We start from the raw sequence: 16369 nt of genomic DNA, 5'->3' as shown, positions 1-16369 counted from the left end.
CCTTTTTGCAGTAACAACCATTGTTGTACGTCTATCTAGCGGAGGGAATATGCGGAGACTGGAAAATGGTTTACAGGCTAAAATCGCAACGTCCTGGGACTGCGATTACTCGCCCCACCGAAGCCCATTTGTTGCAACGCCTGCACTTGCACGTCCTGTGCATCGCAGGACGTGCTGAAGATCCACTAAAAAGCGGGTTTCTTTTTAGTTAGCTGACGCCGGCCCCACGGTATAGGAAACACGGCGAGAGTGGTCTTTGCTCGAGTCGCTTGTTGACTTATGCCCCGCGGGTAAAAGCGCAGCATATTCCCGGAGCGTTCGCCTAGCACAAAAAAACGGTCAAAGTCAACTGCCCACAAAAGTGGTCTACTTAACATAAACCATCTTATCGGCAGTTCATATCTAGCTTTGGGTAGCAGTAAAGAACCGGGCGAATTTTGCCCGGTTTTTCTTACTAAATGATCCTTCTATGAATGATTAGAATTACTCTGTAATCGCTCATATAAATGATTGATCACCGCCATTTGCAGAAATGCTATGGGAATCATACCAAACAATAGCAACAACGCCGGAAAAAGATAAACAATCCATAGAAAAATACCAGCAAATAATAATTGCAAGAGAAACGCGCTCAATGATTGAACACCGAATTGAAATATCAGCACAAAATAGCTTCGACCCATCCCCTCCCAATGAATAATCACCGGAATAAAATAGATCCACTCAATCAATAAAATAATGGAGAATAAGGTCAACAATGCATACATTATCAACCGAAACACTTCACTATAAAGGGGAACATATAAGAAATTAAGCATCATCATAACGGTCAAAAAAAGTAATGTGTAACCGATTTTATTGGCTAACCAATAATTGTCTTGAACATAGGTTTTAAAAAGGTGACTGAGTTTCTCTGTTGGTCTATGTAACATCCAGTGTCTTACAATCGCATATAGTGCCGCTGTAGCAGGAAACACCCCCAAAACTACTGCTCCTTTTAGGATATGCCATAACCATAACAGATGTAATTGTAATAGCTCCCATAGCCAATCTGAAAATACAAACGTTCTATTCATGATCATATACCGTCCTAATCAATTAGATTATTTGATAGCCCCTTCTGTTAATCCAGAAATAAATTGCCTGCTAAAGATAAGAAATACTAATAAAATAGGCAAGGTAGCTAAAAATGTCCCGGTCAAGATAAGAGAGTAATCGGTATTATATACATCATTCAAAGTTCTTAATGCGATTTGTAAGGTTTGTACACTACTATCTTTTAACACGACCAAAGGCCAAAGAAAATCGTTCCAAGTAGCCATAAATGTAAAGATACCTAGTGTTGCCAATCCTGGTCGTACAGCAGGTAAGACGATATTGAGAAAAATCCGAAAATTGCTGCACCCATCTATCCTGCCTGCTTCGATTAATTCATAAGGTACGGCTGATGATATATATTGCCTCATCCAAAATACCCCAAACGCATTCACGGCAGCTGGAACAATAACGGCTTTTAAGTCATCTACCCATCCCAAATTGGTCATGATCATAAAATTCGGGATTAAACTTAACTGTGGTGGGATCATCATCGTAGCAATCACGAAAATAAAAAAACCATCTCTGCCTTTGAAGTTCAGTTTTGAGAAGGCAAAACCAGCTAAGGAACAGAAAAACAACACAGAAACCGTGACCACTACCGAAATAAACACCGAATTCCAAAGCACCTGTAAAAAAGGAATCTTATCAAATACTGCTAGCGTATTATCAAAAAAATTTGATCCTGGGATAATAGCTGGCGGAAAATGATTGATGGCAGAAGTAGTATTGGAACCGACGACAAACATCCAATAAAAAGGAAAAATTGACAATATCGAACAAACAAACATAAATGTGTACATTACTATTTGTGATAGTTTCTTTTCGCCCACTTGACTCACTTGGTTTCCCCTCCTTCTTACGTTGTACTAATTTTTCTTGTTAGATAAAGATTGACTAAAGAAAAGATAATGATGATAAAAAATAACATCCAAGCAATAGCAGCAGCATAACCAAATGAAAAACGGTTAAATGCTTCTTGATATAAATAGAGAGTCATCGTTAGCCCCTGAGATTGCGAACCTTCTCCAAACAATAACGGTTCTGCAAATAACTGCATACCACCGATGGTCGACTGTACGACCGTAAAGATGATAATTGGGCGTAAAAGCGGTACCGTTATATGTAGTAATTGTTGTAGTTTACTCGCCCCATCAATAGTGGCAGCTTCATATAAATCCTTAGGAATTCCTTGAAGCCCCGCTAAATAAATAATGGCATTATAACCTATCCAGCGCCACATCACCATCACTGCAATCGCAATATGTGTACCAAAATATGATCCACTCCAATTAATCGCATCAAGCCCTAAAACGGATAATAAATAATTGACTAAACCATATTGCGATCCAAAAATCACGGAGAAAACCAAGGCTACTGCTACGACAGAAGTGACGTTAGGCATAAAGATCGCTAACCGAAAAAAGGACTTATACTTCAAAAATGTTTGATTTAAGAAAAAAGCAATGAACAGTGCCATGATTAATTGAGGAATGGTGGATAATGCCCAAATACTAAAGGTATTACCTACCGATTTCCAAAATAACGGGTCGTTTACAATTAAACCAATATAGTTTGTTAGACCAATAAACTCCGTTGTCCCTAAAATATCCCACTTATGAAAAGATATATATAACGTAAACACAAGTGGAAAAACACCAAAGATACCAAACAAAACAAAAAATGGCGATATAAACAAATATCCAGATTTTAATTCACTCATTTTTTGATGATACTTTTTGATCGGTTTCGATAAGCTTTGTTCTGTTTGCATTACCATTGCCTCCTTCCATTTAGGGATAGAGAAGCTAGTAACTCCCCTATCCTAAGTAAAAAATTATTGACGACCTAGCTGGCGTTCTGCTTCCTCGAGCGCCTGGTTCCAAGCTTCTTCTTCGGAAACACTTCCATCTTCAATGGATATCAGTGCATCTTGAAATAACTCACTAATTGGGTCATGCATTACACCCTTGTACCCTGCTACTATTTCTTCAGCCGCTTCCGCATATAACACACCTAATTGATCACTGTTTACAAAATCATCTTCCAGGTTTTGAATAGCTGGCTCATCATATACCCCTGGTGTAGAAGGGAACGGACCACCATTCTCAAATATTCTTAATTGTTGCTCCGGTGCCATGATCCATTTAGCAAAATCATAAGCATCTTGTGGGTGCTCACTTTGCTTTGGAACGGTTAAGAATGAACCACCGAAGTTGCCTGATCCCTCTGGCATAAAGGTAATATTCCATTGTCCAGCAGTATCCGGTGCCGCATTTTTTACATTTTGCAGCATCCATGGTGGCAGCAATACAGTGGCAATTTCCCCATTACCTAGCGCTGTTCCCCACTCAGGAGTACTTCTTTCTATATTCATCGAAATATCAGTAGCATCTGAAGCAATCTCCCAGGCTTTCAAGCTCTGCTCGCTTTCATCCCCAATAAACTCCTCATCTGTTGTAAAATACTGCGTCTCTGCTTGATCTAAAATAGCTAAATATAAATCCGTTGTTCGGTTAATCATATAAGCGTCGGTATTTTCTCGTACTTGTCTGCCTGCCTCTACATATGCATCCCAAGAATCAATCGCCGCTGCCACCTCATCTGGATCAGTTGGTAAACCCGCTTCTTCAAATATATCTTCTCGATAAGCCATTACCATCGGACCAACATCTGTTGGCACGCCTAACAGAAAATCCTCTTCTACGTTAGTTGCTTGTGCCCACTTTGCATCTAAATAAACACCTTCTAATTCTTCTCCTCCAAAATCAAATAAATTATTAAATTGATCCTGATTTTGCTTCATTTGGTCAAGGTATCCCTGATCCACGGCTGAAATATCAGGGGCACCAGAGCCAGAAGCAAGGGCTGTTATTAAATTTTGATGAACATCTCCATATTCTGCTTCTTGAATCGTAATCGTTATACCTGTTTCTTCTTCATATTCCGCCGCCAGTTCTTCTAAACCAAAGCCTGGCCATGCCCACATCGTTAATTCTGAAGCGCTTTCATTACTTTCAGAAGAACTTTCGTTACTATTACATGCTACTAACACAGCCAATAGCAGCACAAATACAGCTAATAGCAAAAAGACTTTGTTTCTCAATGCTAACACCCTTTCTTGTTATTTTTGTTATTTTATTTGTTATTACAAGAAAGATGTTATCACAAAAATCATGAAGTGTAAACGTTTTATTTTTTCGGTTTTGCTGTCGATTTTCTGATAAGAAGCTCACAAGCGATCTGAACACGTTCATTTGGAAAAAAACGATTTTCTAAACGCCACATTAATTCACTAACTGCTCGTTGACCGATTGCTTCTTTCAGCACTTGAACAGTGGTAAGCGGTGGTATATTTTTCATCTTATAGTCAATGTTATCGAATCCTGTTACTGAGATATCACTAGGAATACTTAGACCCTTATCTATTACAACCTTCGATATTTTAGTAGCCATTTCATCATTTGCGCACATGAGGGCTGTCGGTATATTTCTTTCTTCTTCCCAACGGTTGATGTGATGTAAGAACTCTTGCTCAATTCCATTACTATTGTAATCCAACTCTAAAAGATTCCGTTGATTAGAATGGAAGATCCCTTGCTCCTCCAACGCTTCTTTAAAACCTAACCATCTGTCATAGAAGCTCGGCGCGAAACCATTATCCCCTATAAAACAGATTTGCTTATGGCCCAACATCTGCACATGTTTAGTCAATTTATACATCCCTTGAAAATTATCAACAAAAATGCGATCCGCCTGAATGATGTCATCCTCATGATCCACCATCACAAACGGCACTGGATACAGATTACTTAAACTCAACAGCATATCAGTAGGTATGTATCCAACCGTTATTATTCCAAATAATGAATCCCCCTTTATCTTATCCACCAAATGGTCTTTACTAGAAATAACAACAGATCCATAATTCAATTGTTCCAATGTACTGAGAATACCATCAAATACCTTGCCCCAGTAATTAGACTTTGCATTTTGATAGCGCTGATCTGGCATAACCACTAATACAAACCCATCGTTTCTAGCTGTGACTGCCCTCTTCTCTTGATTATTATTAAAATATCCTAGTTGTTCCGCAACAAATAGTATCTTATTTCTAGTACTTTCTTTGACGCCCGGTTGCTTATTTAAAGTTTTAGAAACCACATACTTAGAATAACCGGCTGCATCTGCAATCATTTGCACAGTGATTTTTGAAGCCATATCCTTCATCCTTTTTTGTTAGTTTTGTTATTCTTTATAGTCAAACATTATTATAGATGTTATAATCATTAATTGGAATGGTTATTTTTTTCTTATTACAGGAAGATAATTACTTATTGGTTAATTGGTGGTTTCATGACTAAGTAAGGTGTCATAAACAACACGTTCCATGATATCCATTATTCTCAAAATGAAGGGGAATAAATTTGCAGCATAAAACAAAAGCGGGAAGCCTCCCGCCCTTATATTATTTTTCCAAATCTACATCGGAAATAGAGGTATCAATCAATGATCGAGTAGAATTCCCCTCCTGGAACGTTGCCTTCACTTGTTCTTTGTCGGAGCCAAGCCCATGTTCCTGCATATACAGTAGCATTTGCAAGGCGCGTCTGCCAATCTCACTTTCATTTTGTTTCAAATGGGTAAAACGCCACTGACTACTCGTTACGGTTGGACTATCAAATGATAAAATCGAAATATTCTCTGGCACCTTTTTCCCTAACTGTTCTACGGCAATTTTGGCTAATACTGCGATCTTATATTCCAAAGCCATCAGCGCCGTCAAATCTGGGTTTTCCTCTAGATACTGCTTCATTAATGCAATATCTCTTTTCTCTGTAGCTGAGATTCGCTTAATTGTATCACACCAATAAGCCCGATTCACACTTACTTTATTCTCTGCAAAGGCACTAACAATCCCATTTAACCGTTCCTTGATCGTAGTTATTTCATAATCTTCAGGAATCAATATCCCAATCTGTTCATGCCCTAAATCAAATAAATAGTTAATTCCTTTCTTCGCTGCATGAAAATTATCGGTTGTGACAGATGGTGCCGCAATTCCATGGAAGCTGCGATCGATTAAAACGAATGGGAATTTATTCACAATCATTTTCAAAATTTCAGAGCTGTAATACTGAGATTTAGCTGGAAAAACGATAAGCCCATCTACCCCGTATTCCAACAGCTCTTTGATCGCATCCTCTTCTCGTTCTGGTATTCCTAGTGAGCGTTTGAGCATAATCAAACATTCACCATGAGCAGCTTCTTCAATACCTTCTATGATCCCTATTCCAAAGCTAGTGTCAAAATTAGGTACGATTAAACCAAACACTGGCTTGGAGTTATTCTCTTTTTCACTCCTTACAGCAGACTCGTTTGTCTTCAGCACAAAGGTGCCCTTCCCCCGCTGCCGCTTAACAAATCCTTCCTGAACCAGCTTTTCCAGTGCTCTTTTACTCGTTATTCGACTGACGGAAAAGGCGTCTGCTATCTCTTGCTCCGATGGTATCTTTTCGCCAATGTTGTACTTTAAAGAAAGGATATCTTGCTTTAGTGATTCATATACTTGTTCATACAATGCTCCCATTAATATCACCTCAAGATCCACGATGTACTTTTACTGCATTAATATACTATTATATCAAAAAAATCGAAGCCTAATGAAAAATTTCGACATTTTCCACTAGAAAAAACAAACAGCAGGTGAAAGAAGCGGTCCAAATTTCGGTCTACGTACGTCTGACTATGCACACGAATGGATCAAACAAGGTATTATCAGGAAATAATATGAGCAAGCAAAGACTTGCTTGTCACACGTTTTTGTTACATTTATAAGTTCAACTTATATAGGTTGCTTAAAGAAACTGTCAGTAGAAATGTTGCTTCCAATATAAAAAAAGCAGTTGCTACAATTTCTTCATCATAGCAACTGCTCTTTTCAGTATTTCTTTATTATAGTCCTCTTTCGTATGGTGAATATACGGACAAAATAATTATTTCCTTCTGTTCTTCATCCACACTATAAACCATTAGACGTCTGTAATAGTAAGATACACTGATGTCTCTTCATTTACTGACCAGAACAGCGTCATCACCATTTTTTGCACTTGTGATTTCAATTGGTGTATGATCATCATTAACTTGTTTAATCAAATTGGTAAAGGTTTTATCTTGCATTAGTTGGATTAATACAGGAACATTTAAGTGCCACTCGAAAAAAGGTTAACCAGCAATACACCAGTTAACCTTTTGCAGATAGGGAGCGTTGATCTATTATTTTGGTAAAGAAACGATGAAAGCCGAAAAAGGAGATATACGCAATCAGTGAACCTAAGAAAAAAGGAATCAAGAAAGTGCTGACATGAAAGCTGCTGTACACAATAACCAGACTAGCTAGACCAAGAATAAGGGTTAGCAATGGATTAACCAAGCTTATAATCAAGGCGTTTTTCATCCCTTGAAAGAGCTGGGTATGCACATGGACGGTCACAGAAAAGAAATGCAAGGTCATCACCAACATAAAAAAACCAATGACAATAAAAAGATAGAGAAAGTTTTCATGCACTCGGTTTACAAAAAAGTAACCATCAATGACTAAAATAAGCCATACAAACGTCAAAACAGCTCCACCAAGCAGACTTTGAATGTAATGCTGCTTCCAATGTTTCCAAAATAATTTGAAAATTCCGATGTCCTCATCTGGAAACAGTATTTTATAACGCAAGACAGCAAACATAGCAGTCGTAGCTGGAAAAAACATAATCGGCGTTAATACCCCAATATATACCACCAAGGCAATGATCTCTTGCATATTATCAACGATTAGCAGCATAAAACCTAGATAAGCGATTGGCAGATTAAACAGGAACCACAATAAATTGGTGACTACGATTGCCATTAACCACTCGGTTACCTTATGCACCTTTCCTGTTAGACCATCCAGTTCCATACAAGCACTCCTTTAGTTAATGATTAGATTTCCGGTATGGATATCTCTACTTCCCTTCCTAACTCGGCTGAACGCAATATCCCATCAATGATCGCCTGATTGATCAAAATTTCTTCGGCAGGTATAGGAGCAGGTTTCCCTTCTTTTACGGCTGTTACAAAATCTCGCACCTTCTCGGTAAAAATATCCAGCGTATGCTGTTGAACCGGTATACTGGTCTCGACATGGTGATGATCTAAATCATGGAACAGTGCGATCGAACCGATTCCACCATCCCAAACACCACTCCACGGTCCGGTACCAGCTGGCGTTAATTTCAAGCCTGCCTCTGTACCTAAAAATAAGGTAGGACCTAGCGAATCCATGTGCATCGCCCAAGATATCTTGAAGTTTAGTACTTTACCACCCTCTAAACGAACCATGGCCACACCAAAATCTTCTACCTCAAACTTATCTGCCTCTGGATGATGAGTAGGGTTGGTACCGAACAGATTGGAAGTAAATGCCGAAACCGTCAGCGGCTTCGGATAATTTAGTGCATTTAAGACAAGATCTAAGGAGTAACACCCAATATCCGCCATCGCCCCTGCACCGGCCAACTCCTTATTAATAAATGTTCCTCCAGGCATTCCGCGGCGCCGTCCGCCACCAGCTTGCATATAATAGACATCCCCTAACTTACCAGAGTTAATCAAGTCTTTTATCGCTTTCATATTTGGATCATATCTAGGTTGGAAGCCTACACTTAGGATTCTATCGTTTGCTTTGGCTGTCCTAACCATTTCCACACCCTGGTCCAAGGTCACTGCAAGTGGTTTTTCCACTAAAACATGTTTCCCAGCCTCTAAAGCTGCCACAGATGTCGCATGATGAGCAACATTCGGCGTACAAACACTAACTGCTTCTAAGTCTAGGGCAAGCAATTCTTCGACACTATCACAACTAGTTGCCCCTTTTATGCCTAATTGTTCAATGAAACCTTCTGCTTTACCAGGAATGATATCGGCAACCGCTACGATTTCCACATCTGAAAAGCTAAGATAAGCCTTTGCATGAGCGGCAGCAATGCCACCGCTCCCGATAATTCCAATTTTTGCTTTATCACTCATGTCATAACCCCTTTAATTCTAATCTAATGTTAAAAATTCACTAATCATATCCAGTAGACGCTTAGGAGCAACTATAATTATGATAAATAAACCGCTTTACCGGTTTTTGCCGATTCATAGATTGCTTCCAAAATTTGCGTGACAACAATGGCTTCTTCTGGTTTTACGACCGGTTCAGTATCCTCTATGATATTATCAATCCATAGTCTTGCCTCTAAATCGGCATCTGTCTCCGCCTTTCCATCGTAAAAAGCAACACCGCCAGAATTGAGTTCCACCTTGGTTTCATATAATTTCCCAAAGTTCTCGCCATTTAATCGCAAACCGTCCTTCATATCGGCCCCGCCTTCTGTACCACTTAAGGAACATTTTGCCTCATCTACTTCTAAAGAGTTTAAGGCCCAGCTAGATTCCAATACGATCGTCGCGCCATTTTCCATCGTGATAAAACCAAAAGCAGAATCTTCCACAGTAAATTCTTCTGGATCCCAGGGACCCCAAGCATTCGCTGCATCCTTTTTCTTACCTAGCTTATGATAAGAAGAACCCATCACCACTTTCGGTTTATAATTATCCATCATCCAAAGGGTAAGGTCTAAGGCATGTGTTCCAATATCAATTAATGGGCCGCCACCTTGTTTTTCTTCATCTAAAAACACACCCCAAGTCGGTACTGCTCTTCTTCTAATTGCATGAGCTTTTGCAAAATAAACTTCACCAAGATCCCCTTGTTCACATACTTTATGTAAGTATTGACTATCTTGACGAAAACGGTTGTTATAGCCAATCGTCAGTTTCTTACCTGTCCTTTTGGCTGCATCGACCATTTCTTGAGCCTCTTCGGTTGTCTTGGCCATTGGCTTTTCACACATCACATGCTTATCCGCTTCCAATGCAGCCACGGTAATCTCCGCATGAACGTGATTTGGTGTACAAACATGAATCACTTCTATACTCGTATCTTGCAGCATATCCTGATAGTTTTGGTATACCTTCGCTCCGTCCACTCCATATTCCTGAGCCGCTTTCTCTGCACGGTCTGCTTCGATATCGCAGAATGCAGCCATCTCCACATGTTTCAATTTGCTCAAACTAGGCATATGCTTGCCATTAGCAATACCTCCACAACCTACAATCCCCACTTTAACTGTTCTTTTCATGCATGTAAGCCTCCTCATTTTCATATACAAAGGATCATTTAAAATAGTTTACTAAATGTTCCCTTGCTTTTATCATACCTTGTTTTTCTAATTCTAGCGAGCCCCAATACCTATGATCTTCTAATTCAATACTAATCGGTCCTTTATAGCCTATTTTCTCAAGGCCGGAAGCTACTTTACTCCAGTTCACTTCTCCATGACCTGGAATGGTGTAGCGCCATGACCCTTCAGAAAAATCGAATGCGGGCCCAAATACAGCAGGCAATCCACCATATTCATACCATTCCTCTCTCAGTAACTCGGTATCCTTGCCGTGGCAATAGGTAATATGATCTCCGAACTCCGTCAAGACCCGCATATAATCAATTCCTAATCGAACAAGGTGAGAAGGGTCAAAATTTAATCCAAAATGTTTGGAAGGTATTGCTTGAAACATCGCTCTTAGCATTTCAGGCGTGCAACCAATTGTTGGATAGTACGGTGCGGGTCCAGGATACCCTTCTAATGCAATATAGACATCTTCTTTTTCTGCATGATGGATAATATCTGGAAAGGTTTCTTTCCATAAGGCAAAGCTCTGTTTTTTCGGTGTTTGATTATCTTCAGGTATTAAGCACATAAAGAGCACCTTACCACCTAATGCACCCACCTCTGACATCTGTTCCATTATATCGGAAACGGCTTGTTTTCTTTTTTCCGCATCCAGACTTAATAGCTTGGTATTACCAACTGCTCCTCGACCATCAATCGATCCTACCTGGAGTCCATACTTATCAAATATTGTTTTGGTGGTTTGATTCCACTCCGGAACATCGATCACGTCCATACCTTGATTCGCCGCCCAATCAGCGACATATTCCAGTCCTTTTGCTGCAAGCTTCGGCGATAGGCGCATACCAATTGGAAAATCCATTGTCTATCATCTCCTTAATTATTTAATCCCACTAAACGTAATCCCTTGGATAAAGGTACGTTGCATAAAGAAAAATAACACAATAATAGGTAAAGTCATCATCGTCGAGACGGCCATCATTAAGCCCCATTCGGTACCCTTCTGACTTTGGAATTGCTGCAGCCCCAGCGACAGTGTATACTGCGATTCATCGGTCAGGTATAGTAAGGGACCAATAAAATCCGTCCAAACATTCATAAATTGAAATAACCCTACCGCTAATACAGCCGGCTTGGCAAGTGGCAACATAATCTGCCAATAAATTCGAAACTCACTTGCTCCGTCAATCTTCGCCGCATCACGCAAGGTATTCGGTAACCCCATAAAAAATTGCCGCATGAGGAATATCGAGAATGGCACCCCAAAAAATGCTGGCACAATTAGTGGTAATGGTGTGCCTACCCAGCCGATTTTATTAAATAAGAGAAAGAGCGGAATCATCGTCACTTGCATAGGAATCATCATGACGGCAATCGTGATGATAAACATCGTATTGCGTCCTTTCCATTCTAATTTCGCAAAGCTATAAGCGACTAACGGACAAGAAATGATCACCCCAATTGTACTGAACACGGTAATCACCGCAGTATTTGACAAATAACTAAAGAATGGGATATACTCGGTCGCTTCGAGATAATTACTCCATTGAAAAGGATTCGGGATAAACTCCGGTGGATACGTGAATATTTGTGTTACCGGCTTCAAAGAAGTAGATACCATCCACAAAAACGGTACCAAGAAAAATACAGAAGCAACGACTAGACCTACATGAGCAGATGTTCTTAACACGTTTTGCCTGACTTTTGGTTGCATGTTCTACTACCTCCCTTTTTATTTACCTTGGTAATGCACCCATCGCTTGGATGAGATAAATATAGCTGCCGTTAAGAGCATAATGACAATAAACAGAATCCAAGCCATCGCAGACGCATACCCCATCTTAAAATATTTAAAGGCATTGTCGTACAGATACATGACATAGAAGGTCAGGGAGTTATCTGGTGTCCCTTGTCCTTGTGTCATCGTATAAGGTAAAGTGAATTGCTGGAAGGCACCAATCGCTCCCATCACCAAGTTAAAGAAGATAACCGGGGTAAGTAACGGCAAGGTTACCTTGAACGTCTTCTGCAGCCAGCTTGCTCCATCGACATCGGCTGCCTCATATAATTCTTGCGGAATATCGCCAAGACCTGCGAGGTAAATAATCACCGGCTGACCAATTGCCCATAACGACATTAAAATAAGCGATGGTTTGGACCAGGTCACACTGCCTAACCAGTTCGGTCCCGTAATGCCAATCGCGTCCAACACCCCATTCACGAGTCCAAAACCTGGATTTAACAGCCACATCCACAAGACCGCTAACGCTACATGAGGAACCAATGTAGGTAGAAAGAAAATGGTACGATACACTGCCATTCCTTTCACCCGCATGTTTAACAGCATTGCCAGCGCTACCCCGATAATAATACTCAGAGGTACAAATAAAACCGCAAAATAGACGGTATTATAAATCGATCGCCAGAATAATCCGTCACTAAATAATTGTTTGTAATTACCTAAGCCAACGAACTCACCCGGACTCAATATGCTGTATGTAGTGAAGCTAAAATAAATAGAAGAGAATAACGGGAATGCATAAAACAGGATTAAACCAATCACCCAAGGCGAAGCAAATAACCAACCATTTAATGATGAGCCTTGCCATTTTGATTTTTTCTTTATCGATCCAAGCGATGCCTCCATCTGCGCTTTATTCTTCATGGGTATTACCTCCTTCATGTAAAGGGTAAAGGAGAAGGATGAACTTCTCCTTTACGATTTTATTCTCCCAAAGCGTCCGTTACTTGCTGGGTTACTTTTTCTAAATTCTCTTGCGGTGTACCATTGCCTCTAGTTGCTGCTTCAACCGCATCAGCAAGCGAATTCCAATATAGCGAACCTTCCGTCATAACAGGACGAGAATTAGATTCTGGAAGTATATTGATAAATTCAGCAAAAATTGGGTCATCGGTATATTCTAAGGAGTCATTCACGGATTCTATAACAGAAAAATCTCTACTTGTTTCACTAAAAATTCTTTGTCCTTCTTCACTACCAAAAAACTTTAAGAATTCCCAAGCCGCTTCCTGATTTTCCGCTCCCTTTGGCATCACTACAGACCAACCGCCAGACCATGTGGTGAAGTTATCACCTGTAGGTGTCGGAATTGGAGCTACCCCATAATTCAAATCAGGAGCGAATTTTTCCAGTGAAGCTACACCAAAATTCCCATCTATTTTCATGCTAAGCTGACCTGATACAAATGGATCCATCGCTCCGCTCCCCTGAGAATCGGTAAAGCCTGCAATATCTTCCACACCGTACTCTTGACCAAATTCCGTCATCCATTCTAATGCTTCGACGTTCTTCGGATCATCTGCCGTTACCTCACCAGTTTCTGGATCGTAGAAGTCTCCGCCAAATGACCAGCCCCAGCCGTAGAACCAACCTTGACCGTACCAAGGAATAAAACCGATTCTTTCAAAACGATTCCCTTCCTTGATCGTTAATTTTTCAGCCGCCTCTTCTAACTCCTCGATTGTGCTTGGCGGGCTGTCTGGATCTAATCCAACTTCCTCAAAATGATCTTTATTATAGAAAAGCAATCGTGAATCGGTCGTGGTTGGAATCGCATACAAATCGTCCTCATAATTGGCTTCTTCCCATGCAAAATCGTAATAGTTGTCTTGACTTATACCATCTTGTTCGGCTAACTCTGTCAATGGCTCCAAAGAACCCTGCGCCGCCCATGCCGCTACTTCAAATCGATCAAAATAGGCTACGTCAGGAGGGTTACCGCCCGCAATAGCTGTGAGCAGCTTTTCATTCTGCCCCTCTCCCTGGTTCGCTACATAGGTTGCGTCGATTTTAATATCAGAATTTTGCTTTTCAAACTCTTCAATAACCTTCTCTACCGCCTCTCCAGACGTATCAGTCATCGGGTGCCAGAACTCTACGGTATTAGCGTCTCCCCCACTTCCACCACTTTCCTCATCTGAAGAACAAGCAACTAAGATAATGACAATGAAACAGCTTAAAACAACCAACATTTTTCCATGTATAGAGTGTCGCAATGTTATACCCCCTTGGTTTCATCAAATTCCTGGACCTACCAAACGATAACCTGCCTCCCCCCTTCTTTAAGTGCCAAATAAACAGCCACTTAAATGATATAACTATATACTATATATCATATGTAACCGTTGTCATCAATTATACATATTTTAATTTCTATGTCAATAACTTATTTATATGTTATTATATCAAATAGACATACCTTCATTACACCTTTATATCAATGTTTTATTCTATTTTACTTTCATTTCCCGATTTTTGAACATAAAAATATATCAAATATATCTTTATTGAATAAAAGTAAACATACCCATTGTTTGATCTTGTAAGAACAACCAGGAAAACCCCGCTCGTTCCTTTATTACGATATAAGTTGAACTTATAAATGTAACAAAATCGTGAATGTTATATTGTCTGATCTTACAAAAAAAAGCAAGGATGAGATATGATACTCTCTTCCTTGCTTTTCATCTATTCTTTCTCTTTATTTTTTTCTTGTATTTCATATAGGCGTTCAAACAATAGTACAATCACCGAAACACCCACCGCCAAAATAAGTGACATGTGATCTGGCAAACCAACCATCCCGCTAACTATGTAGAATAATCCAATCCGTATCACACCCATCATCAAATGAACCAACAATGGCTTCCGAAAGATATACTTAATAAATATTTCTATAATACTATCCAACGTAAATAAATAGACCAATATACCGATCGCTAACATAATCAATTGACTAGTCGGAATCTCTAAAGAAAACAACTGGTTGATCAAACTAGTAGACCCAAAGATCACAAAACCTATCAAGGCAATAACAGCCGTTGGTATCAGGGCAAGTAATGTCGTGGCAACGATAACAACTGACATTCCTTCTTCCTTGTCTTGCTTTGTTATTTGGTATATCAATACAAATGACAGAGCGTAAATCAATAACAGTACAATCGTCACTAACATAAAATAGCCTCGTTACTGTTCCAAGTTTATAACTGCTTTGCTAACATGGAAACTTGCATAATCATGCAACAACTCTGGCACTTCGTCTAATTTCAATCGATGACTAATAAGCCCCTCTACCTGTACCTGCTTATTTGCGATCAATTGAATGGCGTCTTCATGTGTATAAGGATTTACAAAAGAACCAAATATCCTTAATTCCTTAGAAAAAATCTCAAATGGTGCAATTTCTGCCTTTAGTTCGGGAGAAGCGACACCGAACAACAAAACCTGTCCACCTTTTTTTGCTTGTTGAATCGCTGTTTCTACACTATCCTTTCTCCCAACACACTCGATAACAATATCCGCTGGCGCAGCATCAGATACGGCATCTGGACTAATGGTGTCGGTTGCTCCCAATTGCTTTAACTTATCATGCTTATCCGTCATTGGTTCGCTGACGGTAATTTTAGCTGTTCCCTGTTGTTTTACTAGTTGAAGAAATAGTTGACCAATAAAACCTCCACCAATAATCAAGATATGGTCAGTTGGACGGATGGTTAATTTTTTGTAACCATGAAGTACACAGCCAAGTGGTTCCACTAATGCTGCTTCTTCAAATGTCATCTGATCAGGAATAGGATAGCAGTTCGCAGCTGGTACGGCACAATATTCCGCCATACCACCATCCCTGGTCACCCCGATTGCTTGCAGATTTTCACAAAGATTTGGTAAACCTTTTCTACAGAACTCACACGTATGACAATAGATATTAGGATCAACGGAAATGCGGTCACCTACCTGTAAGTCTTTTACCGCTTCTCCAACCTCAACAATCTCACCTGCCAACTCGTGCCCTAAAACCCTTGGCGGAACTACTTCTGCACTTCCAGGATAACCATGATATATATGTAAATCGGTTCCACAAACACCACAGTTTTTCACTCGAATGATCACCTCATCAAGTGCCACCTCAGGCGTTGTCTGAGACGATACCTCAAGCTGTTTTAAGCCCGTCAACACGGCCGAATTACTCATTTGTCTCATC

At 40.0% G+C, this 16369-nt stretch carries 16 protein-coding genes; all 16 read right to left on the bottom strand.

Going from position 1 to position 16369, the window contains the following annotated elements:
- Positions 1 to 467: 467 nt before the first annotated feature.
- Positions 468 to 1076, bottom strand: coding sequence for a DUF624 domain-containing protein (locus E0E32_RS09665; RefSeq protein ID WP_161485706.1), 609 nt, complete (start codon positions 1074 to 1076; stop codon positions 468 to 470).
- A 27-nt stretch (positions 1077 to 1103) separates the two neighbouring features.
- The gene (locus E0E32_RS09660; protein ID WP_078060097.1) at positions 1104 to 1937 is read right to left on the bottom strand and encodes a carbohydrate ABC transporter permease; all 834 of its coding nucleotides are present in this window, start codon (positions 1935 to 1937) and stop codon (positions 1104 to 1106) included.
- A 17-nt stretch (positions 1938 to 1954) separates the two neighbouring features.
- Entirely contained in the window at positions 1955 to 2875 is a 921-nt protein-coding gene (locus E0E32_RS09655; RefSeq protein ID WP_235817528.1) for a carbohydrate ABC transporter permease, read from the bottom strand.
- Between the two features lie 57 nt (positions 2876 to 2932).
- On the bottom strand, positions 2933 to 4201 hold the full coding sequence (locus E0E32_RS09650; protein ID WP_066192163.1) for an extracellular solute-binding protein: 1269 nt from the start codon (positions 4199 to 4201) through the stop codon (positions 2933 to 2935).
- A gap of 86 nt (positions 4202 to 4287) precedes the next feature.
- Positions 4288 to 5316 (bottom strand): substrate-binding domain-containing protein, encoded by a 1029-nt coding sequence (locus tag E0E32_RS09645; protein ID WP_066192161.1) that lies wholly within the window; start codon positions 5314 to 5316, stop codon positions 4288 to 4290.
- A gap of 247 nt (positions 5317 to 5563) precedes the next feature.
- Positions 5564 to 6685, bottom strand: a complete 1122-nt coding sequence (locus tag E0E32_RS09640) for a GntR family transcriptional regulator (RefSeq protein ID WP_066192159.1) — start codon at positions 6683 to 6685, stop codon at positions 5564 to 5566.
- Positions 6686 to 7164: 479 nt separating this feature from the next.
- On the bottom strand, positions 7165 to 7275 hold the full coding sequence (locus E0E32_RS22825) for a type II toxin-antitoxin system prevent-host-death family antitoxin (RefSeq protein WP_078060095.1): 111 nt from the start codon (positions 7273 to 7275) through the stop codon (positions 7165 to 7167).
- A 64-nt stretch (positions 7276 to 7339) separates the two neighbouring features.
- A complete protein-coding gene (locus E0E32_RS09630) occupies positions 7340 to 8047 on the bottom strand; it encodes a YesL family protein (RefSeq protein WP_066192157.1) in 708 nt (235 codons plus the stop codon).
- Positions 8048 to 8070: 23 nt separating this feature from the next.
- Positions 8071 to 9156, bottom strand: coding sequence for a Gfo/Idh/MocA family protein (locus E0E32_RS09625; RefSeq protein ID WP_066192155.1), 1086 nt, complete (start codon positions 9154 to 9156; stop codon positions 8071 to 8073).
- Positions 9157 to 9233: 77 nt separating this feature from the next.
- Positions 9234 to 10316: a Gfo/Idh/MocA family protein gene (locus tag E0E32_RS09620; protein WP_066192153.1), complete on the bottom strand. Its 1083-nt coding sequence runs from the start codon at positions 10314 to 10316 to the stop codon at positions 9234 to 9236.
- A 34-nt stretch (positions 10317 to 10350) separates the two neighbouring features.
- Entirely contained in the window at positions 10351 to 11229 is an 879-nt protein-coding gene (locus tag E0E32_RS09615) for a sugar phosphate isomerase/epimerase family protein (RefSeq protein WP_066192151.1), read from the bottom strand.
- An 18-nt stretch (positions 11230 to 11247) separates the two neighbouring features.
- Positions 11248 to 12081 (bottom strand): carbohydrate ABC transporter permease, encoded by an 834-nt coding sequence (locus tag E0E32_RS09610; RefSeq protein ID WP_066192149.1) that lies wholly within the window; start codon positions 12079 to 12081, stop codon positions 11248 to 11250.
- Positions 12082 to 12099: 18 nt separating this feature from the next.
- Positions 12100 to 13032, bottom strand: coding sequence for a carbohydrate ABC transporter permease (locus E0E32_RS09605; protein ID WP_078060094.1), 933 nt, complete (start codon positions 13030 to 13032; stop codon positions 12100 to 12102).
- A 59-nt stretch (positions 13033 to 13091) separates the two neighbouring features.
- Positions 13092 to 14384 carry an ABC transporter substrate-binding protein gene (locus E0E32_RS09600; RefSeq protein ID WP_066192146.1) on the bottom strand — a complete coding sequence of 431 codons (1293 nt, stop codon included), beginning with the start codon at positions 14382 to 14384 and terminating at the stop codon, positions 13092 to 13094.
- Between the two features lie 472 nt (positions 14385 to 14856).
- Complete coding sequence (locus E0E32_RS09595; protein WP_066192144.1) at positions 14857 to 15342, bottom strand: hypothetical protein; 486 nt, start codon at positions 15340 to 15342, stop codon at positions 14857 to 14859.
- A gap of 12 nt (positions 15343 to 15354) precedes the next feature.
- Complete coding sequence (locus E0E32_RS09590) at positions 15355 to 16359, bottom strand: zinc-dependent alcohol dehydrogenase family protein (RefSeq protein WP_066192142.1); 1005 nt, start codon at positions 16357 to 16359, stop codon at positions 15355 to 15357.
- Positions 16360 to 16369: the final 10 nt, after the last annotated feature.

It is taken from the genome of Gracilibacillus phocaeensis (genome assembly GCF_900626275.1).
Taxonomy (GTDB): Bacteria; Bacillota; Bacilli; order Bacillales; family Amphibacillaceae; genus Gracilibacillus; species Gracilibacillus timonensis.
The sequence above is the reverse complement of the archived record's forward strand: the minus strand, read 5'-3'. Positions and strand labels throughout refer to the sequence as shown.

Bases quoted from the DNA above. Each gene is read 5' to 3' on its own strand.
- E0E32_RS09665 (WP_161485706.1), bottom strand. From the start codon at position 1,076: ATGAATAGAACGTTTGTATTTTCAGATTGGCTATGGGAGCTATTACAA.
- E0E32_RS09655 (WP_235817528.1), bottom strand. From the start codon at position 2,875: ATGGTAATGCAAACAGAACAAAGCTTATCGAAACCGATCAAAAAGTAT.
- E0E32_RS09645 (WP_066192161.1), bottom strand. From the start codon at position 5,316: ATGGCTTCAAAAATCACTGTGCAAATGATTGCAGATGCAGCCGGTTAT.
- E0E32_RS09640 (WP_066192159.1), bottom strand. From the start codon at position 6,685: ATGGGAGCATTGTATGAACAAGTATATGAATCACTAAAGCAAGATATC.
- E0E32_RS22825 (WP_078060095.1), bottom strand. From the start codon at position 7,275: ATGCAAGATAAAACCTTTACCAATTTGATTAAACAAGTTAATGATGAT.
- E0E32_RS09630 (WP_066192157.1), bottom strand. From the start codon at position 8,047: ATGGAACTGGATGGTCTAACAGGAAAGGTGCATAAGGTAACCGAGTGG.
- E0E32_RS09625 (WP_066192155.1), bottom strand. From the start codon at position 9,156: ATGAGTGATAAAGCAAAAATTGGAATTATCGGGAGCGGTGGCATTGCT.
- E0E32_RS09620 (WP_066192153.1), bottom strand. From the start codon at position 10,316: ATGAAAAGAACAGTTAAAGTGGGGATTGTAGGTTGTGGAGGTATTGCT.
- E0E32_RS09615 (WP_066192151.1), bottom strand. From the start codon at position 11,229: ATGGATTTTCCAATTGGTATGCGCCTATCGCCGAAGCTTGCAGCAAAA.
- E0E32_RS09610 (WP_066192149.1), bottom strand. From the start codon at position 12,081: ATGCAACCAAAAGTCAGGCAAAACGTGTTAAGAACATCTGCTCATGTA.
- E0E32_RS09605 (WP_078060094.1), bottom strand. From the start codon at position 13,032: ATGAAGAATAAAGCGCAGATGGAGGCATCGCTTGGATCGATAAAGAAA.
- E0E32_RS09595 (WP_066192144.1), bottom strand. From the start codon at position 15,342: ATGTTAGTGACGATTGTACTGTTATTGATTTACGCTCTGTCATTTGTA.
- E0E32_RS09590 (WP_066192142.1), bottom strand. From the start codon at position 16,359: ATGAGTAATTCGGCCGTGTTGACGGGCTTAAAACAGCTTGAGGTATCG.